The sequence below is a fragment of the Duganella sp. Root1480D1 genome, from assembly GCF_001427305.1.
Lineage (GTDB): Bacteria > Pseudomonadota > Gammaproteobacteria > Burkholderiales > Burkholderiaceae_D > Rugamonas.
In genome coordinates this window covers 228,469-254,368 of record NZ_LMFZ01000007.1, presented here as the reverse complement: position 1 = coordinate 254,368, position 25,900 = coordinate 228,469, and the positions used below count along the sequence as shown (strand labels likewise).

26 protein-coding genes are annotated in these 25,900 nt (G+C 63.8%); 14 read left to right on the top strand and 12 right to left on the bottom strand.

The annotated features are described in order from the left end of the window. Positions 1-25: 25 nt before the first annotated feature. Genes ASD58_RS09990 through ASD58_RS09980 form a run of 3 tightly spaced genes read right to left on the bottom strand, consistent with a single transcriptional unit; the run spans position 26 to position 3,234 of the window. Positions 26-1,204 carry a hypothetical protein gene (locus ASD58_RS09990; RefSeq protein WP_082565330.1) on the bottom strand — a complete coding sequence of 393 codons (1,179 nt, stop codon included), beginning with the start codon at positions 1,202-1,204 and terminating at the stop codon, positions 26-28. Positions 1,205-1,246: 42 nt separating this feature from the next. Continuing rightward, positions 1,247-2,362 carry a hypothetical protein gene (locus ASD58_RS09985; RefSeq protein ID WP_057260952.1) on the bottom strand — a complete coding sequence of 372 codons (1,116 nt, stop codon included), beginning with the start codon at positions 2,360-2,362 and terminating at the stop codon, positions 1,247-1,249. Positions 2,363-2,367: 5 nt separating this feature from the next. Further along, the gene (locus tag ASD58_RS09980; RefSeq protein ID WP_057260951.1) at positions 2,368-3,234 is read right to left on the bottom strand and encodes an HDOD domain-containing protein; all 867 of its coding nucleotides are present in this window, start codon (positions 3,232-3,234) and stop codon (positions 2,368-2,370) included. A 122-nt stretch (positions 3,235-3,356) separates the two neighbouring features. On the opposite strand from ASD58_RS09980, the gene ASD58_RS09975 reads away from it, so the two are divergent. Further along, a complete protein-coding gene (locus ASD58_RS09975) occupies positions 3,357-3,926 on the top strand; it encodes a DNA-3-methyladenine glycosylase (RefSeq protein ID WP_057260950.1) in 570 nt (189 codons plus the stop codon). Here the strand turns inward: ASD58_RS09975 and ASD58_RS09970 are convergent. Both ASD58_RS09970 and ASD58_RS09965 read right to left on the bottom strand, forming a co-directional pair. Beyond that, positions 3,855-5,624, bottom strand: coding sequence for a methyl-accepting chemotaxis protein (locus tag ASD58_RS09970; RefSeq protein WP_057260949.1), 1,770 nt, complete (start codon positions 5,622-5,624; stop codon positions 3,855-3,857). The two genes, ASD58_RS09975 and ASD58_RS09970, sit on opposite strands and share 72 nt — an antisense overlap. A 9-nt stretch (positions 5,625-5,633) precedes the next feature. Then, a complete protein-coding gene (locus ASD58_RS09965) occupies positions 5,634-6,083 on the bottom strand; it encodes a cache domain-containing protein (protein ID WP_057260948.1) in 450 nt (149 codons plus the stop codon). Positions 6,084-6,254: 171 nt separating this feature from the next. Here ASD58_RS09965 and ASD58_RS09960 point away from each other — a divergent pair, with 171 nt between their 5' ends. From ASD58_RS09960 to ASD58_RS09950, 3 genes are read left to right on the top strand one after another with little or no spacing between them, the layout of a single operon-like run. Continuing rightward, entirely contained in the window at positions 6,255-7,631 is a 1,377-nt protein-coding gene (locus ASD58_RS09960) for a KamA family radical SAM protein (protein WP_229209946.1), read from the top strand. 9 nt (positions 7,632-7,640) lie between these two features. Further along, the gene (locus tag ASD58_RS09955) at positions 7,641-8,942 is read left to right on the top strand and encodes an MFS transporter (protein WP_082565329.1); all 1,302 of its coding nucleotides are present in this window, start codon (positions 7,641-7,643) and stop codon (positions 8,940-8,942) included. Positions 8,943-8,972: 30 nt separating this feature from the next. After that, complete coding sequence (locus ASD58_RS09950) at positions 8,973-9,818, top strand: fumarylacetoacetate hydrolase family protein (protein WP_057260947.1); 846 nt, start codon at positions 8,973-8,975, stop codon at positions 9,816-9,818. A 64-nt stretch (positions 9,819-9,882) separates the two neighbouring features. On the opposite strand, the gene ASD58_RS09945 is transcribed toward ASD58_RS09950, so the two are convergent. Beyond that, positions 9,883-11,220 carry an aspartate aminotransferase family protein gene (locus tag ASD58_RS09945; protein ID WP_057260946.1) on the bottom strand — a complete coding sequence of 446 codons (1,338 nt, stop codon included), beginning with the start codon at positions 11,218-11,220 and terminating at the stop codon, positions 9,883-9,885. Positions 11,221-11,316: 96 nt separating this feature from the next. Between ASD58_RS09945 and ASD58_RS09940 the strand changes: the two genes are divergently transcribed. From ASD58_RS09940 to ASD58_RS09925, 4 genes are all read left to right on the top strand, one after another. After that, a complete protein-coding gene (locus tag ASD58_RS09940; RefSeq protein WP_057260945.1) occupies positions 11,317-11,871 on the top strand; it encodes a carboxymuconolactone decarboxylase family protein in 555 nt (184 codons plus the stop codon). A gap of 80 nt (positions 11,872-11,951) precedes the next feature. Continuing rightward, a complete protein-coding gene (locus ASD58_RS09935; RefSeq protein WP_082565328.1) occupies positions 11,952-12,542 on the top strand; it encodes a (2Fe-2S)-binding protein in 591 nt (196 codons plus the stop codon). Positions 12,543-12,553: 11 nt separating this feature from the next. Next, on the top strand, positions 12,554-13,540 hold the full coding sequence (locus tag ASD58_RS09930) for a xanthine dehydrogenase family protein subunit M (protein WP_057260944.1): 987 nt from the start codon (positions 12,554-12,556) through the stop codon (positions 13,538-13,540). Further along, positions 13,537-15,747 (top strand): xanthine dehydrogenase family protein molybdopterin-binding subunit, encoded by a 2,211-nt coding sequence (locus ASD58_RS09925; protein ID WP_057260943.1) that lies wholly within the window; start codon positions 13,537-13,539, stop codon positions 15,745-15,747. The genes ASD58_RS09930 and ASD58_RS09925 overlap by 4 nt, the downstream gene beginning before the upstream one ends. Here the strand turns inward: ASD58_RS09925 and ASD58_RS31825 are convergent. Then, positions 15,739-16,329, bottom strand: a complete 591-nt coding sequence (locus tag ASD58_RS31825) for a hypothetical protein (RefSeq protein ID WP_057260942.1) — start codon at positions 16,327-16,329, stop codon at positions 15,739-15,741. The two genes, ASD58_RS09925 and ASD58_RS31825, sit on opposite strands and share 9 nt — an antisense overlap. Positions 16,330-16,513: 184 nt before the next feature. On the opposite strand from ASD58_RS31825, the gene ASD58_RS09915 reads away from it, so the two are divergent. From ASD58_RS09915 to ASD58_RS09905, 3 genes are read left to right on the top strand one after another with little or no spacing between them, the layout of a single operon-like run. Continuing rightward, on the top strand, positions 16,514-17,269 hold the full coding sequence (locus ASD58_RS09915; protein WP_200951595.1) for an alpha/beta fold hydrolase: 756 nt from the start codon (positions 16,514-16,516) through the stop codon (positions 17,267-17,269). Between the two features lie 32 nt (positions 17,270-17,301). Further along, the gene (locus ASD58_RS09910) at positions 17,302-17,748 is read left to right on the top strand and encodes a MarR family winged helix-turn-helix transcriptional regulator (RefSeq protein WP_057260941.1); all 447 of its coding nucleotides are present in this window, start codon (positions 17,302-17,304) and stop codon (positions 17,746-17,748) included. Further along, a complete protein-coding gene (locus ASD58_RS09905) occupies positions 17,749-18,303 on the top strand; it encodes a nucleotidyltransferase family protein (RefSeq protein WP_057260940.1) in 555 nt (184 codons plus the stop codon). Here the strand turns inward: ASD58_RS09905 and ASD58_RS09900 are convergent. Genes ASD58_RS09900 through yjgA form a run of 4 tightly spaced genes read right to left on the bottom strand, consistent with a single transcriptional unit; the run spans position 18,287 to position 21,012 of the window. Further along, positions 18,287-19,159 (bottom strand): M14 family zinc carboxypeptidase, encoded by an 873-nt coding sequence (locus ASD58_RS09900; RefSeq protein WP_082565327.1) that lies wholly within the window; start codon positions 19,157-19,159, stop codon positions 18,287-18,289. The genes ASD58_RS09905 and ASD58_RS09900 overlap by 17 nt on opposite strands. Next, a complete protein-coding gene (locus tag ASD58_RS09895; RefSeq protein ID WP_057260939.1) occupies positions 19,135-19,806 on the bottom strand; it encodes an alpha/beta hydrolase in 672 nt (223 codons plus the stop codon). The genes ASD58_RS09900 and ASD58_RS09895 overlap by 25 nt, the downstream gene beginning before the upstream one ends. Then, positions 19,803-20,411: a molybdopterin adenylyltransferase gene (gene mog, locus ASD58_RS09890; protein WP_057260938.1), complete on the bottom strand. Its 609-nt coding sequence runs from the start codon at positions 20,409-20,411 to the stop codon at positions 19,803-19,805. The genes ASD58_RS09895 and mog overlap by 4 nt, the downstream gene beginning before the upstream one ends. Continuing rightward, positions 20,404-21,012 (bottom strand): ribosome biogenesis factor YjgA, encoded by a 609-nt coding sequence (gene yjgA / locus ASD58_RS09885; RefSeq protein WP_057260937.1) that lies wholly within the window; start codon positions 21,010-21,012, stop codon positions 20,404-20,406. The genes mog and yjgA overlap by 8 nt, the downstream gene beginning before the upstream one ends. A 94-nt stretch (positions 21,013-21,106) precedes the next feature. Between yjgA and pmbA the strand changes: the two genes are divergently transcribed. Beyond that, entirely contained in the window at positions 21,107-22,459 is a 1,353-nt protein-coding gene (pmbA, locus tag ASD58_RS09880; protein ID WP_057260936.1) for a metalloprotease PmbA, read from the top strand. Positions 22,460-22,510: 51 nt separating this feature from the next. Next, positions 22,511-23,602 (top strand): TRAP transporter substrate-binding protein, encoded by a 1,092-nt coding sequence (locus tag ASD58_RS09875; RefSeq protein WP_057260935.1) that lies wholly within the window; start codon positions 22,511-22,513, stop codon positions 23,600-23,602. 455 nt (positions 23,603-24,057) lie between these two features. On the opposite strand, the gene ASD58_RS09870 is transcribed toward ASD58_RS09875, so the two are convergent. Further along, the gene (locus ASD58_RS09870; protein ID WP_057260934.1) at positions 24,058-24,957 is read right to left on the bottom strand and encodes a LysR family transcriptional regulator; all 900 of its coding nucleotides are present in this window, start codon (positions 24,955-24,957) and stop codon (positions 24,058-24,060) included. Between the two features lie 100 nt (positions 24,958-25,057). Between ASD58_RS09870 and ASD58_RS09865 the strand changes: the two genes are divergently transcribed. Continuing rightward, positions 25,058-25,897, top strand: coding sequence for a type 1 glutamine amidotransferase domain-containing protein (locus ASD58_RS09865; protein WP_057260933.1), 840 nt, complete (start codon positions 25,058-25,060; stop codon positions 25,895-25,897). Positions 25,898-25,900: the final 3 nt, after the last annotated feature.

Here is a 25,900-nt window from a genome sequence, read left to right as displayed (position 1 = left end):
GCCGGGAGCTGGCATCGGAAGTTATTTAGATTTCTCCCGGTCGAAGACGGGCTCGCGATTCGTAGAGGCGCAGGGCGGCCAGTTTGCCGGCGTAGATGGCGCTGTCGCCGCGGGTGGTGCTGTTCATCAGGGCCAGCGTCATATGCTTGTCGGCTTCCTGCAGGTTGCCCAGCACGAAATCGGCCTTGGCCAGCCAGAAGTGGAACTCGTGGTAATACGGGGCCCGCTGCACTTCACGCACGAACATCGCGCGCGCCTTCTGGTAGTCGCCGTCGGCCATCGCCTTCTGGCCGATGTGGAAGAAGTGGAACGGCGGATAGGGTTCCAGGCGCGCCAGCTCGGCCTTGTATTTGGCCGATTCTTCGGTCTTGCCCAGCGTATTGGTGACTTCGGACAGGTTGAACAGGATCACCGCGTTCAGCGGGTCGTGCTCGTGGGCGAAGCGCAGCGTGCGCTCGGCCATGTTCATGTCGCCGTGGCGCTGGTAGATGGTGGACAAGGTGTTATAGCCCATCAGGAAATTGGGCTCGTATTCGATGGCTGAACGCGCCCACCAGTAAGCCTCGTCCAGCTTGCCCTGCACCAGCGTTTCTGCCGCGCGGTTGTTCATGTACATGGCTACCACGGTGCTTTCCGAAATGACTTCGGTTGGCATCAACTCGGCGTCCGGCGGCGGCAGGAAGTCGATGGTCACCGACGGCGCGGTGTCGTAGCTGCGCGTCGCTTCGAATTTGGATTTGCTTAGTATCAGGTTGACGTGGCCGCTGCTGAAATACAGCGAACCGGAACGGCTCCAGGTATCTTCACTGGTAATGCGCTGGAATTGCACATCCAGCCCCAGTTCCCGCGCGAAGGCGGCGGTCATGATCACCAGCGACATGCAGTTGCCGGCGCGGGCCTGGAAAGCCTGGGCGGCGGTGCGGGTCATTTCGGAGTCGTATTCCAGGCGAAGCTGGTCGCGCTGGTACAGCGCTTCGTACAGCGCCTGGTGCTGCGCCTTGCTGCCCAGCGTGGTGCGAATCTTGTTCGCATAGGCTTTCATTTCCGGCGACAGCGCGAAGACTTGCTCCGGCGTGAACATGTCGGCCGGTTTGCGGAAGGCTGTATCGGTGAAAAGCTCGCGTTGTGGCGTGGTGACTGCCGGCGGACCGCTTGCGCAGCCGGCCAGCATTGCAGCGAAAATCAATATTGACAGTAGTTTCATGACGGCGTCTCCTCACCTCTATGAAACTAGTATGTGCGCGTCTCAAGGGGCTGTCAATTCGACGGTAACGTCGTCAATGCCCAGGGTTGCCAGAGCGTCGCGCAGGTCGTCGAGTTCCGCTTCCACGTCGTCGCCCACGTCCAGGCGGCGGTCGGCATGCGCCAGCTCGCCGGCCGCGCCGATCAGTTGCACGCCGAGGGCGGCGTCTTCATCGGTTTCCACCAGCGTGATGACGGCGCGGGCCGGGCCCTGGCTGTCCAGTGCAGCGCCGAATTCGGCCATCATGGCCAGCATCCAGTGCTCGGACTTGCCCTGCTGCAGGGCGCCATGGAACAGGTCCTGGTACAGGAAATTCAGGCGCAAGGCCCCGGCACGGTCGGCGCCGGCCAGGCAGCGCTGCACCAGCGGCGCGGCGGAAACGGTCCAGTCCTGGTAGCGCTGCATGCGCGCTTCGAACCAGGCATCCTGCTTCTTGCCGGCGGCCGGCATGGCGTAGAACGGGTCGTCGGCGCGCTTCAGTGCAAAACCCAGCAGGAAGCGCAGTTCGACCGCTTCATCGGCGGCGCCGAAGGCGGATGGTTGCCAGCCGGCGATGCTGCGCAGCAGGGCAGGGGCTTCGGCTACTTTCTTGTCCATCATCGCGGCTGCCGCTTCGTGCACCATGGCGTTCAACTGGCTGGCACTGATGCGCTCCATTTCGGCCAGGTCGTAGGCGTGCTGCACCAGCACCACCCTGGCCTTCGGGCCTTCCAGGCCGGCGCTGGTAAAGCTGTCCAGCAAGGCAGCATACGCCGCTTCGTCCTGGAAGCCTTCCGCTTCGCGCAGGCCGCCCAGGCTGTGCACGAACAGCGGGATGGCGAAGGCGTTGATTTCCATCTCCGGGCCATCGCCCTTGCACAGCAGGACGGTGCCGGCGTCTTCTTCGACGGCTTCCTTCAGGGTGCGGTAGGCGTCGGCGTCTTCGCCGCGCGCCAGTTCAATGGCCCCATACAGGACGGCGTCCTTGCCCTGGCGCAGGTAGCGCCGCACGGCATGGCGCAGGTCGTCTTCCTGTGCCAGCGCGAGGCTGCACAGTTCCTGGCTCAGGATGTCGTCTTTGTCGGCGGGAGGGGTATTCGGCTTGCGTGGTGCTGGGCGCTTGTTCTTCGTCTTTTGCATGCGGCTCAGTGTTCTATGTGGAAGGTTTCGTGCAGTTCGTCCAGCAGGTCGGCGGTTTCGTCCTCGTTCATGCCTAGGTGGCGGCAGGCGGCTTCGCCGCCTTTCTCCCATTCCAGCGACGCGCTGTTGCCGTGGTAGCGCTGGATGGCGCGTTCAGCCAGTACCGCGCCGGCCACCAGCGAGCGGATCGCGTCGTCGGTGGCGTCGTCGCACAGCACTTCGTAATCGTGATGGTGCAGGATGGCCCAGGACACGTCGGGCGACAGGCCCCAGTTGCGCGCCAGCAGGCAGCCGATGGCGGCGTGGTTGGTGGTGTGGCGCGCGTCTTCGATGCCGGTGAACTTGCGGGCGGCGGCGCTGTTGCAGATGTCCAGCGTCTGGCCGTAGTCGTCGAAGCGCGCCATCAGGATCGGGATGCCGATGTCGCAGAACAGGCCGAAGGTGTGGGCGATATCGGGCGGCGCCAGGCGCAGCTTGCGCGAAATGAACACCAGGGCCTGGGCGCGGCAGGACGACACTTCCCAGAACTGGTTCAGGGTCGGGTTGTTGGCGCCCACCGCTTCGCGCGCCAGGATGCCGGTCAACATGGCGGCGCATTGGTTAATGCCGAGGAAGTTGATGGCTTGCTCGACCGATTTGGCCTTGCGTGCCGCGCCGTAGAAAGGCGAGTTGGCCAGTTTCAGCAAGGCGCCCGACATGCCCACGTCGTTGCCGATGATGCGCGCGATGGCGCGCGGCGACGGATCGGCTTGCGCCAGTTCGCGCTGCAGGTCGACCAGCAGGCTGGGACGCGGCGGGATGCGGATGGAGCGCAACAGCGCGTCTTCTGCGGTCGTATTTTGGGCCGGGAGCCGGGTTGCTGCTGTTGTCATTTTGCTTCGAGGGTTGTGCTGCTGGGCGGGCACCGCCATTATCGCCTGTTTTTTGCCTGCAACCCGGGGCACGAATGGGTTTTTTTTCATGCCTAAATGGCAGGATTGCTACAATCGATAGCATGTCTTCTCACATTTTGGCCGGAATCGATTTCAGTGCACCTGCACAGCAAGTGGCGCGCCGACTGATTGGCGTGACGGTGCTCGTCAATGGCGTGGGCGGCCGTATTGTCGAGGTGGAGGCCTATGACCGGGAAGATCCGGCTTCGCACGCCTTTGTCGGCAAGACGGCGCGCAATTTCGCCATGTTCGGCCCGCCGGCCCATGCCTATGTCTACCTGTCGCATGGCATCCACTGGTGCATGAATTTTGTGTGCCGGGAGGAGGGGCATGGGGCCGGGGTGCTGATCCGGGCCGTCGAGCCGCTGCTTGGGATCGAGCAGATGCAGGCGCGGCGCGGCATGGAGGATGTGCGCCTGCTGTGCTCCGGGCCCGGCCGGCTGGCGCAGGCGATGGGCGTGACGCGCGAGTTGAATGCCATGTCGCTGGGCGCGGCGCCGTTCGAACTGCTGCCGCGCAAGGGGCGGGCGCAGGTCGTGGTGGGACCGCGCATCGGCATTTCAAAGGCGGTGGACGTGCCGTGGCGCTTCGGCCTGGCGGGATCGCCGTTTGTCAGCCGCCCATTCCGCTAAGCCCTGCCGCCCACGCATCGGGCTGTCGACCGCGCGCCGCTCGCCATCACCCGTCACGTCGCACCAGTCGTCCAGGGCGCTTGCGCCAGCGTCGTACCCGCCGTCGACACCCCGACCGGCGGCCAGGCCCGCGTCGCCTTCAGGCGCCACTTCATCGCCCAGTTCAAACACGGCCACGGCCTGCGCCAACCCGGCGGCCTGCTCCTGCAAACTGGCCGCCGCTGCCGCGGCCTGCTCGACCAAAGCAGCATTCTGCTGGGTGACGTCATCGATCTGCCCGACTGCCTGGTTGACTTCCGTAATGCCGCGCGCCTGCTCCGCGCTGGCATCGCTGATGCGTTGGATGATGCTGCCGACTTGCCGCACCGACGCCACGATGTCCCCCATGCTGCCGCCGGCCACCCCGACCGACTCCGCGCCGCGGTCGATGGTCGCCACCGAAGCATTGATCAGCGCCTTGATCTCATGCGCCGCTGTCCCGCTGCGCTGCGCCAGCGTCCTCACCTCCGCTGCGACGACGGCAAAGCCGCGCCCCTGCTCGCCCGCGCGCGCCGCTTCCACCGCCGCATTCAGGGCCAGGATATTGGTCTGGAACGCGATCCCGTCGATCACCCCGATGATCTCGACGATCTTGCGCGATGAGGAGCGGATCGCCTCCATGGTCTGCACCGCATCCGACACCGCCGCACCGCCACGGGCGGCCAGTTCGTTGGCGTTGGCCGCCACCTGGCACGCCTCGCGCGCATGTTCGGCATTGCTGCGCACCGCTGCCGCCAGGCTGTCGACCGCACTGGCGGTTTCCTCCAGCGAGCTGGCCTGCAGCTCGGTACGTGCCGACAGGTCCATATTTCCTGTCGCGATCTCGCGCGCGGCCAGGTCGATCTGCTGCACCGCGCCGCGAATCGCGCGGATGGTGCCGTTCAACTGCGCCACGCTGCCATCCAGCGCCCGCGCCGTGTCGGCGATCTCATCGCGCCCGCGTGCTGGCGGCTGTGGCGCCAAGTGGCCCGACGCCAGGCTGCGCACCCCATCGCCGATGGACTGAATGTCTCGCAGCAACGCGCGCCGCACCAGCATCGACACCGCCAGCGACAAGGCTACCGACAACACCAGCAAGCCCGCCATGGTCATGCCCAGCAAGCGGAACTCCTGCCGCGCATTCGCATAAGCCGCTTCGCTCAACGCCTTCTCCAGCGCGGCGAATTGCGACAACTGCTGATCCAGCGCCGCAAACTGGCGCTCGGCCTTTGCCATGGCGTTGGTGGCAATCGACTGGTCCACTTGCGCCAGCTCGATGGTCTCTTGCACCGCCTTGCGGTAACTCGCCAGCGCCTCCTGCGACCCCGCCAGCAATCCCCGCTCGTCGGCCGCCGCATCGCGGCCAAGCTGCAGCAAGCGGTCGCCGATCGCGCCATGCCGGTTACGGATCTGCGCCGTCAGCGCATCCAGCCGCGCCTGCGCAAAACTGCCGTTGATCCAGGCCAGGAGCTGGTAGATATTGGCATGTGCCATGCGGGTTTCGCCCGCCACATCGGCGACCGCCTGCAGCCGCGCCGCCCGCAACTGCACCAGGTTTTCCATCGATGCGTTTTGCCGCACCATGCCGAACCAGGCGCATGCCGCTGTCGCCAGCAGCAGCGCCAGTACCACGCCCGGCGCCAATAACAGCTTGGGTCCAATCCGCAGTCGGTTCAGCATCGCCGCCTCCTATTTTTTATAGATGCCCGCTTCCAGCACCGCGTCGCCGACGCGCTGGATATAGGTGGTCTTCGGTTCGATCTTGCCGGTGGTGGGGTTTTTATACATGTAGTCGACCCAGCCCTTGCCCTTCCGGGCGGCCAGTTCGATGATCTCGCGCCGGTACTTCTTGCCGCTGGCGTCCGGCACATCGGTCAGGTCCTTGCCGACGATGGTGGGATTGACCGGATGCGCCAGCACAATGCCGCTTTGCAGGTCGCGGATATCGACGTACAGCGCGCCCTGGATGAACTCCGGATCCTTGGCGGAGATCTTTTCGATGAATTTGTCCTTGCCGTGCTGCTTGATGAAGGCCGCGCCTTTTTCCACCATGGCGATGGCGTCCTTCTCGGTCGGCTCGTTGGCGTGGGCTGCCGCCATGGTGATGAACATCAATGGTGCGAGCAGGATGCGTTTCATGCCGGTCTCCTTGGCTGGGATGGAAGCCCAACTGTACGTCTGCGCACCTGGTCAGGAATTGCGCAAACGCAAGCCCGTAGGATTTTTCCGGCTAGCTATTGAGCTACGGCAATAGGCCGTTTCTTAATCGGACCATCATGAAGTCCTAGCCCACCCACCCAGGAGTACGTCATGACCGCCGATGCCCTGCCGAAGTTCAAGCCATACACCCGCCAATCCATCCGCCAGGCGCCGCAGTGGGAACTGCTGACGCCCGAGCAGCAGGAGGCGGTGCAGGTCATCTCGCATGTGCTGCCGTTTCGCACCAACCAGTATGTGCTGGACCAGTTGATCGACTGGGACAATATCCCGGACGATCCGATCTACCGCCTGGTGTTCCCGCACCGCGACATGCTGCCCGCGCACGAGTACTGGCAACTGCGCGACCTGGTGCTGGTGAAGCAGGATGACGCGGCCGCGCAACAACTGGTGCGGCAGATCCGCCTGCGCATGAATCCCCATCCGGCGGGGCAGATGACGCACAACGTGCCGCGCGTGAACGATGCGCCCTTGCGCGGCTTACAGCACAAATACAAGGAGACCGTGCTGTTCTTCCCCAGCGCGGGCCAGACCTGCCACGCTTACTGTACCTTCTGTTTCCGCTGGCCGCAGTTCGTCGGCATGGACGACATGAAGTTCGATGCGCGCGAAACCACGGAGCTGGTGGAGTACCTGAAGACGCACAAGGACGTGACGGACGTGCTGATCACCGGCGGCGATCCCATGATCATGAATACGCGCTCGATGGAGGAGATCATTACGCCGCTGCTGGGACCTGGCCTGGAGCATATCCAGAACATCCGCGTCGGCACCAAGTCGGTGTCGTACTGGCCGCAGCGCTATGTGAGCGACCGCGACGCCGACGATTTGCTGCGCCTGTTCGAACGCGTGGTCGCGTCGGGCAAGAACATGGCGATCATGGGCCATTACAACCATGCGGTGGAATTGAGGCAGGAGGTGGCGCAGCAGGCGGTCAAGCGGATTGTCGGCACCGGTGCGACCTTGCGCATGCAGGGGCCTTTGATCAGGCATATCAACGAAGACCCGGCCAGTTGGGCGGAGTTGTGGCGCACCGGGGTGAGGCTGGGGGCGATTCCGTATTACATGTTCGTGGAGCGCGACACCGGACCGCGCGAGTATTTCCAGTTGCCGCTGGCGCGTGCGCATGAGGTATTCCAGCAGGCTTACCAGATGGTGTCCGGGCTGGCGCGCACGGTGCGCGGCCCGTCCATGAGCGCCTTTCCCGGCAAGGTGGTGATCGACGGTGTGGCGCAGATCGGCGGCGAAAAGGTGTTCGCGCTGCAGTTTCTGCAAGCGCGCAATGCCGACTGGGTGCGCAAGCCGTTCTACGCCAAATACGATCCGACCGCGACCTGGTTCGACCAGCTTCGTCCCGCGTTCGGGCGCGATAAGTTCTTCTTCGAGGAGGGCGAGCAGGGGGAAGGGCATGTGCCGGGCGTCGCGACAGTGCCGGTCCTGCCGCGCCGCGTAATTCCATTGGTGGCATAGGGGCATGCGATGCGCGCGCCCGCAGCCCCGCTTCCCGGCGATTGGCGCAGGCGGTGGTCGGCGGCGCCGGCGCGCTGGTGGCGCGGGCAGGAGCGGGTGCCGGGCACCCTGTCCGGGCCCGCCACACTGTTCCTGGTGTTCATTCCCTTCGCGCTGGGACACTACGTCTCATGGCTGCTGCGCAGTGTGAATGCCATGCTGGCGCCGCAGCTCGTGGCGCAGGCGAACCTGACCCCTTCGCAACTGGGCATGTTGACCAGTACTTACTTCCTCGCCTTTGCATTTGCCCAGCTCCCGATCGGCTTTGCGCTGGACCGCTACGGCCCGCGCCGCGTGCAGTTCGTGCTGCTGCTGATTGCCGCAGTCGGCACGCTGGCTTTTGCGGGCGGCAGGGACTTCTCCGGCTTTGCCATTGCCCGCGCGCTGATGGGGTTTGGGCTTGCCGCCTGCTTCATGTCCGCCATCAAGGCACTGAATACCTGGCTGCCCGCGCACAAGCTGCCTTCGGTGCAAGGCTACCTGATCGCAGCAGGGGGGCTGGGTGCCGCAACCGCCACCTTGCCAGTGCGCCTGGCCTTGCACCATATGAGCTGGCAATGGCTGATGATCGGCCTGGCCGGCGCCTGCATTGTTGTCGCGCTTTTGATCCTCCTGCTCGCTCCCACGCCGCCGGCCGTCCCGCCGCGCCCTTTCACCCGCAGCGCGCTGCTGGAGACGTTCAGCCACCCGGTATTCCGCGAGACCGCAATGCTGGTTTTGCTGCCGCACACCGTTTTCTTTGGCGTGCAAGGGCTGTGGATCGCGCGCTGGCTGGCGGACGTGCCGCGTTACGGCGAACAAGCCATCGCCTGGCTGCTCTACCTCGGCATGGCGGCCGTGATCTTCGGTTCCATCGCGGTGGGGCAGTTGACCGAATGGGCGGCCAAGCGCGGCTGGCGCACGCTGGACGTGGCGGCCGCCGGCATCATAATTTTCGTACTGCTGCAATGTATCTTCGCATCCGGCTGGCGCCCGGCGCAGCAGGTGCTGCCAGTGCTGTTCATGCTGGTAGGCTGCGTCACCGGCATGGAATACTCCATCGTGGCGCAAGCCATGCCGCCAGCATTGACGGGACGTGCTTCGACTTGCCTCAACCTGCTGATCTTCATCGGCGCCTTTGTCGTGCAGGCCGGCTTTGGCCAGGTAATCGGCTTATGGCAGCCATCGCCACTCGGGCATTACCCGGTCGTCGCCTATCAATGCGCCTTCGCTTTGCTGGTGCTGATCCAGTTGCCGGGCCTGTGCCGCTACCTGCTCCGACGCTTCCGGTAAAATGTCGCCTTCAACAAGAAGGAAGATAGTATGAAACTGGTTCGTTACGGCCGTATAGGCAAAGAAAAACCTGGCCTGATCGATGAATTCGGCAAACTGCGCGACTTGTCCGGCGAAATCAGCGACTTCGCTGGCGCCAACCTGTCCGACAAGGTGCTGCGCAAGCTGGCCAAGATCGATCCCGAAACGCTGCCGGTAGTGCGCGGCAATCCGCGCTTCGGCGTACCGGTTGCCAAGGTGGGAAAATTTATCGGTGTGGGCCTGAACTACGCCGACCACGCGAAGGAAGCCGGCCTGCCGATTCCGAGTGAACCGATTATTTTCATGAAGGCGATCACTTGCCTGTCCGGCGCGGACGATCCGATCATGCTGCCGAAAGGTTCGAAGAAGACCGACTGGGAAGTGGAGCTGGGGGTAGTGATCGGCACCCGTGCGCGCAATGTCAGCGAGGAAGACGCCGAGAAGCATATCGCCGGCTATTGCGTGGTAAACGACGTGTCGGAACGCGAATTCCAGTTGGAGAGCGGCGGTACCTGGGACAAGGGCAAGGGCTGCGATACCTTTGGTCCCGTCGGCCCGTGGCTGGTGACGCGCGACGAGGTGTGGGACCTGGACAAGCTGGATCTCTATCTCGAAGTGAACGACAAGCGCATGCAGACCGGCTGCACCGAAACCATGATTTTCAAGGTACCGCAGCTGGTGGCTTACATTTCGCGCTTCATGACGCTGGAGCCGGGCGATATCATTGCAACCGGCACGCCGCCCGGTGTTGGCCTGGCGCGCAAGCGCTTCCTGAAGAAGGGCGATTTCGTGCGCCTGGGGATTGCCGGCCTGGGCGAACAGCAGCAAGACGTGATCGGCTACCAGGAGTTCTGAACCCGGCCCGCAGCCGCCGCATATCGGTGTCTGACCCTGCGGGTCAGACACCGGGTTACCGGTTCTAAGCTGGCCGCACCCGCAGCAAAGCCTTCTCCAACCCATCACTCAAGCGCCCCATAATCTGCTGCAAATCCGCCTCAGTCGCAATAAACGGCGGCGCCAGCAGCACATGATCGCCCCGCCGTCCATCGATGGTCCCGCCCATCGGATACACCATCAAGCCGCACTCCATGCAGGCGTCCTTCACAGCCGCATGTAACCGTAAATCCGGATCGAACGGCCGCTTCCCTTCCCGATCCTGCACCAGCTCCAACGCCAGCAGCATCCCGCGCCCGCGGATATCACCCACATGCGGATGCATCGCAAACGCCTCGCGCAGCATGCGCTTGAACGAAGCCCCGCGCACTGTGACGGCTCCCAGCAGCGAATCGCGCCGGATCACCTTCTGCACCGCCAGCGCCGCCGCAGCCGCCACCGGATGCCCGACATAGGTATGCCCATGCTGGAACACTCCGCTGCCTGAGCGAAGCCGCTGCACGATATGGTCGCGTGCAACCACCGCGCCGATTGGCTGGTAGCCGGCACCCAGCCCCTTGCCCAGCGCAACGATATCAGGCACCACGCCTTCCTGCTCGATCGCATACAGCGTGCCGGTGCGCCCCATGCCGCACATCACCTCGTCGGCGATCATCAGGATGCCATACTTGTCGCACAGCGCCCGCACGCCCTTGAAGTAGCCCGGCGTCGGCGGCACGGCGCCGCTGGTGGCGCCAACCACCGTCTCGGCGCAAAAGCCGATCACATGCTGCGGACCCAGGTCCAGGATCTTGGCCTCCAGCTCCTGCAGCAGGTTGGCCGTGTATTCGTGCACATCCTGGCCCGCGCGGCGCTCGCGGTATTCAAAGCAGGGCGATACGCGCGCCACGTCCATCAACAATGGCTCGAAATGGCGCCGGCGATATTCATTGCCGCCCAGGGCCAGGGCGCCAAGCGTGTTGCCGTGATAGCTCTGGCGCCGCGCGATGAAAACGCGGCGCTCGGTGTCGCCGTGCTCGACGAAATACTGGCGTGCCAGCTTCAACGCCGCCTCGATGGCTTCCGAACCGCCCGATACCAGATAAGCGTGATTCAAGTCGCCCGGCGCATCCTGTGCCAGCCGCTCGCCCAATTCCTCCGCCACTTCGGTGGTAAAGAAGGAGGTATGCGCATAAGCCGCCACCTTGAGCTGCGATTGCATTGCCGCCAGCACGTCGGGATGGCCATGCCCCAGCGAAGAGACTGCGGCGCCGCCACTGGCATCGAGATAGGTCTTGCCTTCGCTGTCACGCACTTGCATGCCGAAAGCGCAGACTGCAACGGGCGGCGTGCGGCGCAGGTCACGGTGGATCAGGTGGGTCATGGCAGCTCCTCGCAGGATTGGTGGTCCAACGACATTAGCGCGCGTGCCTTGGGCCCGTTTTGATTTTTCTCCTGTCCTGTGCGACCATTTGTGGCTATGAGTGAACGACTAGGACCTATTCCCCCTTCCGATATGACAGCCGAGCAGCGCGCTGCAGCGCAGGCGGTCATCGATGGCCCACGCGGTGCGCTGTACGGCCCTTTTGTGCCGTTGCTGCACAGCCCTGAACTGATGGCCTGCACCCAGCGGCTGGGCGAGTACCTGCGCTACCGCAGCGCCATCGGCACGCGGCTGACCGAACTGGCCATCCTGATTACTTCGCGGCAGTGGGACCAGCAGGTGGAGTGGGCGATCCACGCGCCCATCGCGGCGCAAGCGGGGATTCCGCAGCCGGTTATCGACGCCATTGCGGCGCGCCAGGCGCCGCAGGGCCTGCAGCCGGATGAGCAGGCTGTCTACGATTTCTGCCAGGAACTGCACACCACCAGGCAAGTCAGCGATGCCACCTGGGCGGCGGCCATGCTGCAGTTCGGCGAAAAAGGCGTGACGGACCTGATGGGCATTAACGGCTATTACACTCTGCTGGCCATGGTGATGAATGGCGCGCGCTCGGCCGCGCCACCCTCGACTGCAACTCCGCTCGCCGATTAGCGTTTGTGTGCGCGGGCTAACGGAAGCCCGGCGCACGACGCGGCACCATCGATAGCGCTGCTTTTTCCGGGGAGCGAACGATGCCCGACCGCCGAAGTTTCCTGCAATCCGCGCTGGCCGTTGTCGGCGCCACGCAAGTACCAGCCGCCACGAGCGCGCCGACGCCCGCAGTACCGGCCACTCCAGCCGCGCCACCCCAGCCGCTCCACCTGAACATCAACGGCCGTGACTACAGCCTGTCGCTGGAGCCGCGCGTGACCCTGCTCGATGCCCTGCGCGAGCATATTGGCCTGGCCGGCACCAAGAAGGGCTGCGACCGCGGGCAATGCGGCGCCTGCACCGTGCTGGTGGACGGCCGCCGCATCAACGCCTGCCTGACGCTGGCCGTAATGCATGAGGGGCAGCGCATCACTACCATCGAAGGCCTGGCGCAGGGCGACAGGCTGTCACCGTTGCAGCAAGCCTTCCTGGAGCACGACGCCTTCCAGTGCGGCTATTGCACGCCGGGACAGATTTGCTCGGCGACGGGGTTGCTGGAGGAAGTGCGCGCCGACGGCGCCGGCTTTACCGACGACGAAATCCGCGAGCGCATGAGCGGCAATATCTGCCGCTGCGGCGCCTATCCCAATATTGTCGCCGCCATCCGCGAAGTGGCGCTGCGGCGCAGCTAAGCGAGCGCGCCATGCAATCCATTTACTACGAACGTGCCCGTGATGCGGTGGACGCCTTGCGCCTGGCGCAGCAGGACGGCGCGCGCTTCATCGGCGGCGGCACCAACCTGCTGGACCTGATGAAGGGCGATGTCGAACATCCGCTGCGGCTGGTCGACATTACGCATGCAGGCCTGGACCGCATCGAAGAACTGCCCGGCGGCGGCTTGCGCATTGGCGCCGGCGTGCGTAATGCCGATGCAGCGCGCCATGCCGTGGTGCGCGAGCGCTATCCATTGCTGGCGCAGGCCATGCTGTCCGGCGCCTCGGCGCAGTTGCGCAATATGGCAACCATGGGCGGCAACCTGATGCAGCGCACCCGCTGCCCGTACTTCACCGATACGGCCTTTAGCCATTGCAATAAGCGCCAGCCTGGCTCCGGCTGCGATGCCCGCGAAGGTTACCAGCGCATGCACGCCATTCTCGGCGCCAGCCCGGCGTGCGTGGCAGTCAACCCATCCGACATGAGCGTTGCGTTGGCGGCGCTCGACGCCGTGGTGCTGCTGCGCGGTCCGCAAGGCAATCGCGAGGTTGCGTTGGGCGACTTTCATCGCCTGCCGGGTGACACGCCGCAGCAGGACACCGTGTTGCAGCCCGGTGAACTGATCGTGGCGATCGACCTGCCGCCGTCGCGCATGGCGCGCCACAGCCACTACCTCAAGCTGCGCGACCGCGCCAGCTATGCCTTTGCGCTGGTGTCGGTGGCGGCAGCGCTGGAGATGGAAGGCGGCAGCGTGCGCCAGGCGCGCATCGCCCTCGGCGGCGTAGCGCACAAGCCCTGGCGCCGCCCGGAAGCGGAAGCCATGCTGCAAGGCCGCCCTCTCGACGATGCGCAATGCCGCGCCGCCGCGCAGCGCTTGCTGGAAGGCGCGCAACCGCTGGCAGGCAACCGCTTCAAGGTCGACCTGGCACAGCGCGCCATCGTGCGTGCGCTACGTATAGCAGCGGAGGGCGCATGAAACAGATTGGACAGGCAGTTCCCCGCACTGACGGCCGCCTGAAGGTGACCGGCGCAGCCACTTTCGCCGCCGAACACGCGCTGCCGCGAGTGGCGCATGCCGTGCTGGTGCTCAGCACCATTGCCAAGGGCAGCATCAGCGTGATCGACACGGCACGCGCCAGCGGCATGCGCGGCGTGCTGGCAATCATGACGCACAAGAACGCTCCGCGCCTGCCGCGCGAGAAGCCCGGCGGAGAAGAGCAGAAGCCGCCGCCGCCAAAATTGAACCTGTTGCAGGACGACGAAATCAAATACAACGGCCAGCCAATTGCAGTGGTGGTAGCGGAGACGCTGGAACAGGCGCAGGATGCGGCACGCGCCATCAAGGTGCGTTACGTGCTGGCGCCGGCGCTGCTGGACTTCCAGGCCGCCAAGCGCAAGCTGCGCAAGCCGAAGGAGCAGCCGGACCGGCCCATGCAGACACAGCGCGGCAATGTGCAGGCCGGCCTGTCGCAGGCGGCCCAGCGCATCGATGTTTTATACACCACGCCGGTCGAGAACCATAACCCGATGGAGCCGCATGCCACCATCGCTGCCTGGGATGGTGACCGCCTGACGCTGTACGACGCCACGCAATACGTGTCCGGCGTGAAGAAAAACTGTGCCCGCGCGCTCGGCATTCCGCCGGAAAAGGTGAGGGTGGTATCGCCCTATGTCGGCGGCGGGTTTGGCTGCAAGGGCAATATGTGGTCGCACGTGGTACTGGCCGCCATGGCAGCACGCATGGTAGGGCGTCCCGTCAAGCTGGCGCTCGAACGGCCGCAGATGTTCGCGCCAGTCGGCGCCCGGCCGATGACGGAGCAGCGCTTCCGCGTTGGCGCCAGCGCTGAAGGACGCCTGCTGGCGGTGGTGCACGACACGATTTCGCACACTTCCGTGCAAGACGACTTCACCGAGCCATGCAGCTCTCCGACCCGCATCATGTACGCCAGCGACAGCCTGCAAACCACGCAGCAACTGGCCACGTTGAATGTCGGCGTGCCGACTTATATGCGCGCACCGGGAGAGGCAACCGGCAGTTTCGCCCTCGAATGCGCCATCGACGAAATGGCGTATGCGCTGAACATGGACCCGGTTGCTCTGCGTCTGCAGAATTACGCCGAGCAGGACCCGGAAAAGAACATTCCCTTCTCGGCCAAGCAACTGCGCGAATGCTACAAGGTTGCTGCGGAACGCTTCGGCTGGGCCAAGCGCACATCAGCGCCGCGTTCGATGAAAGCCGGCCGCACCCTGCTCGGCTGGGGCATGGCCACCGCCACCTATCCGGCCAACCGCATGCCGGCCAAAGCCTGGGCCAGCATCGCGCCGGACGGTACGGCATTGGTGCGCTGCGGCTCGCAGGATATCGGCACCGGCACCTATACCATCATGACCCAGGTGGCGGCGGATGCACTTGGACTGCCGCTGGAAAAAGTGCGCTTTGAGCTGGGCGATACCGAAATGCCGGAGGCGCCGGTGTCGGGCGGCTCGATGACGGCAGCCAGCGTTGGCCCGGCCGTGCATCGCGCCTGCATCGCAGCGCGCGACAAGCTGGTAACGCTGGCAGTAGCCGACAAAGCCTCGCCGCTGCATGGCTTCAATGCCGCCGAGGTGGAAGCAGCAGGTGGCTGGCTGCGGCTGCGCGCCACACCGGAACGCGGCGAACCGATGGCGGCGGTCATCGCCCGCAATGGCGGACAGGCCGTCAGCGGTGATGCGGAAGCCAAGCCGGGTGAGGAGAAGAGGCAGTATTCCATGCATTCCTTCGGCGCCGTGTTCGTGGAAGTGCAGGTCGACCCCGACCTTGGCACGGTGCGCGTGCCCCGCGTCGTGGCCTGCTACGACGTGGGCACGGTGCTGAACGCCAAGACCGCGCGCAGCCAGTTCATCGGCGGCATCGTGTGGGGCCTGGGCATGGCGCTGATGGAGAAGACCGAGATGGATTGGCGCTACGGCCGGGCTGCCAACGCCAACCTGGCCGACTACCATGTGCCGGTGAATGCCGACATCGGCGAGATCGACGTGGTGGCGCTGCCGGGTAACGACACCCATTTCAACGAACTGGGCGCGCGTGGCATCGGCGAGATCGGCATTGTTGGCGTGGCTGCCGCAGTGGCGAATGCCGTTTATCACGCCACCGGCAAACGGGTGCGCGACCTGCCGGTCACGCTGGATAAGTTAATTTGACACTTTGTTGTAGGCGACCTTGCAGCTTGGGCATTGCCAGGCGGGTGCGTAATCGTCGGGTTTTCGCGTGTACCTGCACTTCGGGCACGTCGACACACGTGGCAGGTCTTCGAGCCGCGTTTTGACCGCCGGTGCAGTACCGGTCTTGCGTTGTGGCGGCAGATCCACCGTACCGGCTTCCGCCCTGCGCTTGGCATACCGGCGCAAGGTGTATGGCAGCGCTGCCATGCCGCCAAAGATGACGAATTTCCATATGGCGTCCGGCCCTTTGGACAGCAGGGAAAGCAGCAAGCCGAAACTGAGGACATATCCCCAGATCCTCAGCACCTGGGGGATTTCAATCGGCAGCTCCATCAGCACCTCGTAACTGGTGCCCGTTGAAAAGAAGCCCTGGTCTTCCGCATAGCGTACCCGCAGGCTGCCCGTCGGGACGATAGGCAGGTAAGCAAATATGACCCATTTGGTCGTGATGAAAGAGCCATCGGATTCGAAATCCGACTGGCCGTAAAACGTGGTGCCAATGCCGTTGATCGATGTTGCCATAATGAAGTTTGTGTGGTGAAAAAGATAATGCGCGATCATCACACGTGGAATAAGGTTTTACAACGTTTCCTGACCAGGCCCCCGAAATCAGTGATGGAATAGCCACAATTTGCGAACGACCATGCCGTAAAAATAATTTGCACGCTAAAGAATTGTGCGCTATATTTCTATCCATGCGCTGAGCGCGCTAATCATTAACACACTACACATAAGGAGTTTTGCCATGAAATCGTCCATCAAATCCGCCCTGTTCGCCGCTTCCCTGGTTGCCGGTGCCGCCCTGGTTCCTGCCCACGCTGCAGAAGACACCACTGTCGTGCTGGTGCACGGCGCTTTCGCCGACGGCTCGGCCTGGAACAAGGTGATCCCGATCCTGCAGAAGCAAGGCGTGAAAGTGGTTTCGGTACAGAACCCGCTGACCTCCCTGGCGGACGACGTGGCCTTTGCCCAGCGCGTGATCGATGCGCAGAGCGGCAAAGTGGTGTTGGTTGGCCACTCCTGGGGCGGCGCCGTGATCACCCAGGCTGGCGCCAGCGACAAGGTGAAATCGCTGGTCTATGTGGCCGCCTTCGCACCGTCGGAAGGCGAAGTGGTTGGTGAGCTGGGCAAAGACTTCCCGCTGCCACCTGGCATCGCATCCCTCAAACCCGACAACAACGGCTTCTTCTACCTGTCGGCCGAATCGATGGCGGTCAACTTCGCGCAAGACCTGAGCCCCGCCGAGCATCGCCTGATGACTGCAACCCAGGGCCCGATCAAGGCCAGCGCCTTTGGCGACAAGGTGGACGTGGCGGCATGGAAGGTCAAGCCTAGCTACTACATCGTCGCTTCCAAGGACCGCATGATCGACCCGGGCCTGCAGAAATCCTTTGCCGCCAAGATCAACGCGACCACCACCACGCTGCCGACCAGCCACGTGCCGATGGCGTCGCAACCGGAAGCGGTGGCCAAGGTGATCCTGGCTGCGGTCAAGCGATAGTCCCAATGGGGGGCTGTGCTACAGTACGCGCCATGGAAAAACGCACGCCCCCCACGCTGGACCAGCATCTTTGCTTCAAGCTGTATTCGACTTCGCTGAAGATGACGCAGCTTTACAAACCCATTCTGGCTCCGCTCAACCTGACCTATCCCCAGTATCTGGTGATGGTGGTGTTGTGGGAGGAGGAGGGCTTGGGCATCAAGGGGCTGGCCGAGCGTTTGCAGCAGGACCCCGGTTCGATCACGCCGCTGGTCAAGCGGCTGGAGGCGGAAGGCTACCTGGTGCGCGACCGCGATCCGAACGATGAGCGCAACCGCGTGCTGACGCTGACCGAGAAAGGCCGCAAGCTGCGAGCCGACGGCTTGAAAGTGAGCGAGCAGATTGCGCAAGCTTGTGCCATCACCGCGGGCGACGTGGAGCGGCTGGCGGCAGGACTCGATAAATTAAGCCGCAATCTCGGCGCCAGGGAAGGCGACTGAGTGCACGACCGTTTTCGCGCCGACGTACTGGCCAACAGTAACAATCGCGCCATTCTCGAACGCTGGGCTGCGCTTGACCTTCCAGATAGCTGGCTGGTGGCGGGCTGCCTGTTCCAGACGGTCTGGAATCTTCAGGCCGGGCGCGCTCCCGAGGCGGATATCAAGGACTACGACTTGTTCTATTTCGATCATGCCGACCTTAGCGAAAAAGGCGAGCAGGATGTGCAGGCACGTGTCGATGCATTGTTCGCTGACCTGGGTGTTCCGATTGAAGTAGCAAACCAGGCCCGCGTCCACACCTGGTACGAATCGTTCTTTGGACATCCATATCCCGCGCTGCACAGCGCAAGCGACGGGATTGACCGCTTCCTGATGCCGGCGACATGCGTCGGCATTTCCCCGGATGGGGTCTACGCGCCAAACGGCCTCGAAATACTGTATGAAGGCGTACTGGCTTTCAACCCGTTGACGCCGTATCTCGACCTGTTCGAGCAAAAGGCAGCATCGTATTGCGCACGCTGGCCCTGGCTGCGCGTGGTCAGCGCCCGACGTTGACCTTGATCCACTCCAGCATGTCGAGCCAGATGCGCTGCACTTCGGCGTCCGGCGGCATGGCCTGGGCGTGTGGCAGTTCGATGGTGATCACCGGCACTTGCTTGTGCTGGCCGCTGTAATTGCCCAGCGAGCCCGGATACACACCCACTTTCCGATAATTCAAACGGCCGAATTTGCGCGGCGGCTCCGTTTCGCCGTCGAAATCCAGCACGCCGAACGGCGCGTGCACGGATACGATCAGGTCGGGGCGGAAGCGCTCGATGGTGTCGTGCACCCAGCGGCTCTCCGGTTCCGACAGCGGGTTCTTGCCGGGGAAGCGGCGTGGGTCGCTGCGGGTGACTTTGGCCCAGTAGCGCGGGGCCTCGCGCTGCCAGCCTGGCGTGGGAAAATTGCGGTTCAGGTCTACGCCGCGGGCGTTCACGCGTTGCGGTCTGGCGGCCAGCAGACCATCAGGGTTCAGCAGCGGCGCGACTTTCCAGTGCAGGCGCTGGGCGGTCGGGGTGTCCATGGTTTGCAGCCAGCGGAAGACCAGGGCGGAAGCGCTGGGTTCGTCGCCGTGGATGCCGCCCAGGAGCAGCACGCGCGGCGGATTGGCTCCAGCCGCGCCGGCGACGCTGGCCGCGATGTCGCGCTCAAGGATGGGGAAGCCATTGGTGGATCGGGCGCCGCTTGGCAGGACGGCACTTTGCCGGCAGCTCGCTGCCGACACGGTCGGCAAGCGTGTGGCGAGGCGGTCGCACCAGGGGGCGTCGGTCGCGCCGGCGGCGGTGGCGACAAGGCACACCGCCAGCCCGGAGCAGAAAGGCCGGCGGTCGCGCGCAGGGCACCGTTTTATGCGAGCACTTTCTTCAGCCATGCCGAGATGTGATCGAATTCTTCAGCGCAGGACGCGTGCGGCATCGGGTAGTCATGCCATTCGACCTGGTAGCCCAGTTGCTTGAGCAGGTCGCGCGACGCGATGGCGCGGCCGATCGGGATGACCGGGTCCATCGTGCCGTGCACCATCAAGAGCGGGGCGTCCTGGTTGGCGGCATGGCGCTCTGCAGCGACCTTGTCGGCCAACGGCAGGTAGCCTGAAAGGCACATCAGGCCCGCCAGCTTTTGCGGAAAGCGTAAGCCCGCCTGCAGCGTCATGGCGCAGCCTTGAGAGAAGCCGCCCAGCACGATGCGGCTGGCAGGCACGCCGCGCGCGATTTCGTGCTCGATCAGGGCGTCGACCAGGATCTGCGATTCGCGCAGGCCCTTTTCGTCTTCGCGGCGCTCGCCAGGCTCGATGCTGATGATGTCGTACCAGGAACGCATGACGTAGCCGCCATTGAGCGTCACCGGCATGTGGTTGGCATGCGGGAAGATGAAGCGGATGCCCGGCAGGCCGCGCAAGTCCAGCTCATGAACGGCACCAGCCCAGCCGGCGCCGCTGTCGCCCAGGCCGTGCATCCAGATCACGGAATATTCCGGGTTGGGGGCGGTGTCGCGGACGATGGATTCGAGCAGGTGGGTCATGCGTTGTCCTTCTTGCGAATGGCGGATTTGGGGCGGAATGCCTTGCATACGGCGTCGTTGGTTTCGGCGTAAGGGCCGCCGATCAGGTCGATGCAGTAGGGGACGGCTGCGAACACGCCGCCGACCAACTGCTTGCCGTCGGCGTCCTTCAAGCCTTCCAGGGTTTCCTTGATGGCTTTCGGCTGTCCCGGCAGGTTGATCACCAAGGCAGCGTGGTCGGCGGTTTCGCGGATCACGGCGACCTGGCGCGACAGGATGGCGGTCGGCACGAAGGCCAGGCTGACCTGGCGCATCTGTTCGCCGAAGCCCGGCATTTCCTTGGTGGCGATGGATAAAGTAGCTTCCGGCGTCACGTCGCGGCGCGCCGGGCCGGTACCGCCAGTGGTCAGCACCAGGTGGCAGCGCGCGTTGTCGACCAGCTCCACCAGGGTGGACTCGATCTGTGCACGTTCATCGGGAATCAGGCGCGTTTCGAAGCGCAGCGGGGTGGTCAGCGCACTACGCAGCCACTCTTCCAGCGCCGGAATGCCCTGGTCCTGGTACACGCCGCCGCTGGCGCGGTCGGAGATCGATACCAGGCCGACGACGAGCGTCTCGTCACTCATCTTCTTCGCCTTCGGGGGCGTCGACGTCAACCTCCTCGCCTGGCGACGGAGCGGCAGCAGCCGACTTTTCCAGGTCCTTCAGGATCTGGAAGATTTCGCGGTAGGCTTTCGGCGGCTTGTTCTCGGCCTGCTCCTTGCGCGCGTTGCGGATCAGGGTGCGCAGGTGCTGCACGTCCAGGTGCGGCGCTTCTTCCAGCAGTACGGTCAGGGCCTTGTCGTCGGCCAGCAGCTTGTCGCGGCGGCGCTCCAGCGCGTGCAGGGCGGCGGTATCGGCCTTGGAGGCGCCTTTCCAGCCCTCGATGGTGCGCTTGATGACCGCCACTTCCTCTTCCGACAGGGTGCGCATCTTCTTGCCGATGAATTGCATCTGGCGGCGGCGGCCTTCGTGATTGTTGATATTCTGGCATTCCAGAATGACATCGCGCACGTCTTCCGGCATCGGCACCCGCTTGACGCGGTCGCGCGGTGCTTCCACCAGTTCCTTGCCCAGTGCCTGCAGGGCGTCGGACTGGCGTTTCATCTCGGTTTTGGATGGGCGTTCGTATTCTTGTTCGAACTCGCTGGACTGAAAGCCACAGGAGCCACGGTTTGGATTAGGCATGATAGAGGGGCAGGGGCTTACACACCCTACCTGTAAAAACGGTAAACGGCTGCTATGATAACTGTTTTAACGCCCAGCCCCCCAAAAAGACCCCATGAGCGAATCCGCCTTCTCCTATTCCCAGGACCAGTTGAAACAGCTGGCACGCGACGTTTTGAAGTACGCGCGCGAGCAGGGCGGTAGCGATGCTGCCGTCGAAATCAGCGAAGGCAGCGGTCTTTCGGTCTCGGTCCGCAAGAGCAAGATCGAAACCATCGAGCAAAACCGCGACAAGGGCATCGGCGTCACGGTCTTCATCGGCCAGAAACGCGGCAATGCCAGCACTTCCGATTTCTCGCAAGCTTCCCTGAAGGCGACCGTGGAAGCGGCCTACAACATCGCCCGCTTCACGGCGGAAGACGATTGCGCGGGCCTGGCGGAAGAAGAGCTGCTGGAAAAGAACCCGCAAGACCTGAAACTGTTCTATCCATGGGCGATTTCCACGGAAGAGGCGGTGGCCCTGGCGCAGCGCGCCGAAGGGGCGGCCTTTGCGGTTGACCCGCGCGTGACCAATAGCGAAGGCGCCGGCGTGCACGTGCAGCAGTCGCACTTCGTGTCGGCCAATTCGCGCGGCTTCATCGGCGGCTACCCATATTCGCGCCATACGCTGTCGGTGACCCCGATCGCCGGCAAGGGCGCCAGGATGCAGCGCGACGACTGGTACACCTCGGTGCGCGATCCAAAGAAAATGGCCAGCGCCGAAGCTGTCGGCCGCTATGCCGCGGAACGTTCTCTGGCGCGCCTGAATGCGCGCAAGCTGGCGACCCGCACCTGCCCGGTGCTGTTCGAGGCGCCACTGGCTGCCGGCCTGCTGGGCGCCTTCGTCCAGGCCACGTCGGGCGGCGCGCTGTACCGCAAGTCGTCTTTCCTGGTCGACTCGCTGGGCAAGGACATCTTCCCATCGCACATCCAAATCAAGGAAGACCCGCACGTGGTGGGCGCCATCGGTTCCGCCCCGTTCGATGAAGAAGGCGTGCGCACCCACAAGCGCGACGTGGTCAGGAACGGCGTGCTGCAGGGCTACTTCCTGTCGACCTATTCGGCGCGCAAGCTGGGCATGAAAACCACCGGCAATGCCGGCGGTTCGCACAACCTGACCATCACGTCTTCGCAGACCAAAAAGGACGACGACTTCGCGGGCATGCTGCGCAAGATGGGCACCGGCCTGCTGGTCACCGAATTGATGGGCCAGGGCACCAACTATGTCACCGGCGATTACAGCCGCGGCGCTTCCGGTTACTGGGTGGAGAATGGCGTGATCCAGTATCCGGTGGAAGAGATCACCATTGCCGGCAATATGAAGGACATGTTCAAGGACATCATCGGCATCGGCACCGATACTTTGGTGCGTGGCACCAAGCAAACAGGCTCCATCCTGATCGAGAAGATGGTGGTTGCCGGAAACTAAATATTTCCATACACTGTCCCGAGATAAAACCCTCATAAGGAGACAGTACGTATGGAACGTCGTTCCTTTATCAAGAAGGCCGCAGCAGGTGCCGGCGCAGGAGTTATCGCCGCACCGGCTATCGCCGCCGAACTGCCTGCCATCACCTGGCGCCTGGCATCCAGCTTCCCCAAATCCCTCGACACCATCTACGGCGCTGCCGACACGTTCACCAAGCGTGTGTCGCAACTGACCGGTGGCAAATTCAATATCCGCGTGTTTGCGGCAGGCGAAGTGGTGCCTGGCCTGCAGGTGCTGGATGCGGTGCAGGCCGGTACGGTGGAATGCGGCCATAGCGCCTCGTACTACTACTACGGCAAGGACGCGACGTTTTCCTTCGACTGCGCGGTGCCATTCGGCCTGACCTCGCGCCAGCAGACAGCCTGGTACGACCAGGGCGGCGGCAAGGAGCTGCTGCGCGGCTTCTTCAAGGACTACGGCATCATCAACTTCATCGCAGGTAACTCGGGCACCCAGATGGGCGGCTGGTTCCGCAAGGAAGTCAAATCCGTCGCCGACCTGAAGGGCACCAAGATGCGTATCGCCGGCCTGGCAGGCAAGGTGATGGAGCGCCTCGGCGCAGTGCCGCAGCAGCTGGCTGGCGGCGACATCTACCCTGCGCTGGAAAAAGGCACCATCGATGCGGCGGAATGGGTCGGCCCATACGACGACGAGAAGCTGGGCTTCCACAAAGTCGCGCCGTATTACTACTATCCGGGCTGGTGGGAGCCGGGCGCTTCGTTCTCGCTGTACGTGAACATCAAGGAGTGGGAAAAGCTGCCGAAGGAATACCAGGGCGCCATCGAAGCCGCTGCCTACGAGGCGCACGTGGTAATGCAGGCCGAATACGACTTCAAGAACCCGACCGCGCTGGGCCGCCTGATGAAGAGCGGCGTCAAGCTGCGCAACTACTCCAACGACATCATGGAAGCGGCCTACAAGGCTTCCACTGAGCTGATGGCGGAGGAAGCGTCGAAGAACGCCAAGTTCGCCAAGATCTATGAGCCGTGGAAGCGCTTCCGCAACGACCAGAACCAGTGGGCATCGGTGGCCGAATCCACCATGCAGAACTTCCTGATCAAGGCCGGCCGGGGAGGCAAGTAATCAACACTCACGCCGCAGCTGTCAGCTGGCACTGCGGCGTGCAGTAGGCGCGTGGCCGGATTGGCCCATCGCTCTGCGACCTCAGTGCGAGCCCGTGTTTCCTATTTACCGATTGAAGATTCGTTCGGCCCGTAACCGGCGCTCCTCAGCCAGTCGCGACCTCTTGCGTCCAGGGCTGCTGCGATGACTTCCTTCGGCAGACTATAAACCGTGGCCCATGTCGCGCGGCCGTCGGCGGCGTTGGATGGGAAGCTGGTCGTTTCTATCGGCCAGTGATATTTGCGTTTGAGAGACTTTACGATTGCGGCAAGGGTTACCCGTCCTCGCAGCGGTTCGCATCCAGTCTGGTCGGCGTTGGAAAGCAGTACTGCGAGTACGGCGCCGCGCGCAGTGCGGGGGCCGGGAAAAGTTGGGCGCTTGGATGACATGGCCATATTGTATGCTCCGGGGCGAGCTTAAGGCTGGCCGAGCAGGCAAGTAGTGAAGGCACGCGCCGCAGCCGTCATCCGGCGCTGCGGCGTGTAGATCAGCGAGAAGGGCCGGCTGCGGCCCTGCAATCCGGGCAGCACTTCCACCAGCACGCCGCGCTGCAGGCGCTCCTGCGCGATGAAGCGGAAGGTTTGGCAGATGCCCAGGCCAGCTTCCGCCAGGGATACCGTTCCCAAAGCGTCTTCCGTCACTTCCATCGCCGGTGTCGGCGTCCAGTCCACCTCTTCGCCATCACGCATGAATTGCCAGGGGAAGCTGCGCCCGGTGCGCGGCAGCTGGAACACCAGGCAAGCGTGCTGCGCCAGCGCTTCCATGTCGCGCGGCAGCCCGCGCCGCAGCAGGTAGGCCGGTGAGGCGACCAGCACCAGCTGGGCGTCTTCCAGCTTGCGCGCGATCAGGCTGCTGTCCTTCAGCGCGCCCTGGCGGATGGCGAAGTCGAAATCGTCCGCCACCAGGTCCACGTTACGGTTGCTGATGTTCAGGTCGACCTTCACCGCCGGGTAGCGCTGGGAAAACTCGTGCAGCATGGCTGGCAGCCGGTAATGGCCGAAGGTGGTAGGCGCGCTGATGCGGATGCGGCCAGTCACTTCGCCGCCTTCGGCTTGCACCGCGCGCTCGGCGTCGTCGATCAGGCAAAGCGCAGTACGCGTCTGTTCCAGGTAAAGACGGCCGGCGTCGGTCAGGGCCAGGCTGCGCGTGGTCCGGCGCAGCAGTTGGGTGCCCAGCCGTGCTTCCAGGCGGGCCAGCGCGCGACTGATCACCGATGGCGTGGTGGAGAGCACCACGGCGGCCGCCGTCAGCGAGCCGCGATCGACCACGGTGACAAAGGTTTCGACATCGCCAAGGTGGTCGTATTTTCGGCTCATTGTTGCCTTTAAGGGAAAAATGGTTTGCTATGGAGGTAGTTTATCGCCGCCGGAGGATTGAATAAAGTAGCGCCATCAACTTTTCTCTTTGGAGCAAACCATGATCAAGAAACTCACCGCAATCGCCCTGGCTGCCGCCGCCTTCGCCGCCTCCTCCGCCAACGCCGGCAACGTACTGGTCGTCCTGTCCGACGAAGCCACGCTGGACCTGAAAGCCGGCAAGACCTTCCAGACCGGCTTCTACCTGAATGAGCTGATGCAGCCGGTGAAGATGCTGCTGGACGCTGGCCACACCGTCACCTTCGCCACCCCGAACGGCAAGGCGCCGACGCTGGATAAAGGCTCGGTCAACGCCATGTTCTTCGGCGGCGACCAGGCCGCGCTCGATGCGCACCAAAAGCTGCTGGAGCAACTGCGCCTGACCGATAGCGCCAATTCTCCGGTCATCAGCCTGGCGCGGGTGGCGCAGCAGGGCTACGGCAAATATGACGCGGTCTACGTGCCGGGCGGCCACGCGCCAATGCAGGACTTGCTGACCAGCCCCGCACTGGGCAAGGTGCTGGCCGCCTTCCACCAGGACGGCAAGCCGACCGCCCTGGTGTGCCACGGCCCGATTGCGCTGCTGTCGGCGATGCCCGATGCCAAAGGCTTCACCATGAAGCTGGCGCAAGGTGCGACGCCAACCCGGCCCAAGTGGATCTACTCCGGCTACAAGGTCACCGTCTTCACCAATGATGAAGAAGAAGCGTCGAAAGCCCAACTGGGCGGCGGCGAAATGAAGTTCTATCCGCAAACCGCGCTGCAACAGGCCGGCTTGCAGTTCTCCAAGGCCGCCAACTGGCAGGGCAATATGGTGACCGACCGCGAACTGATCACCGGCCAGAATCCTGCTTCGGCTCCCCTGGTGGGCAAGGAATTGCTGGCACGCCTTCAAAAGTAATAT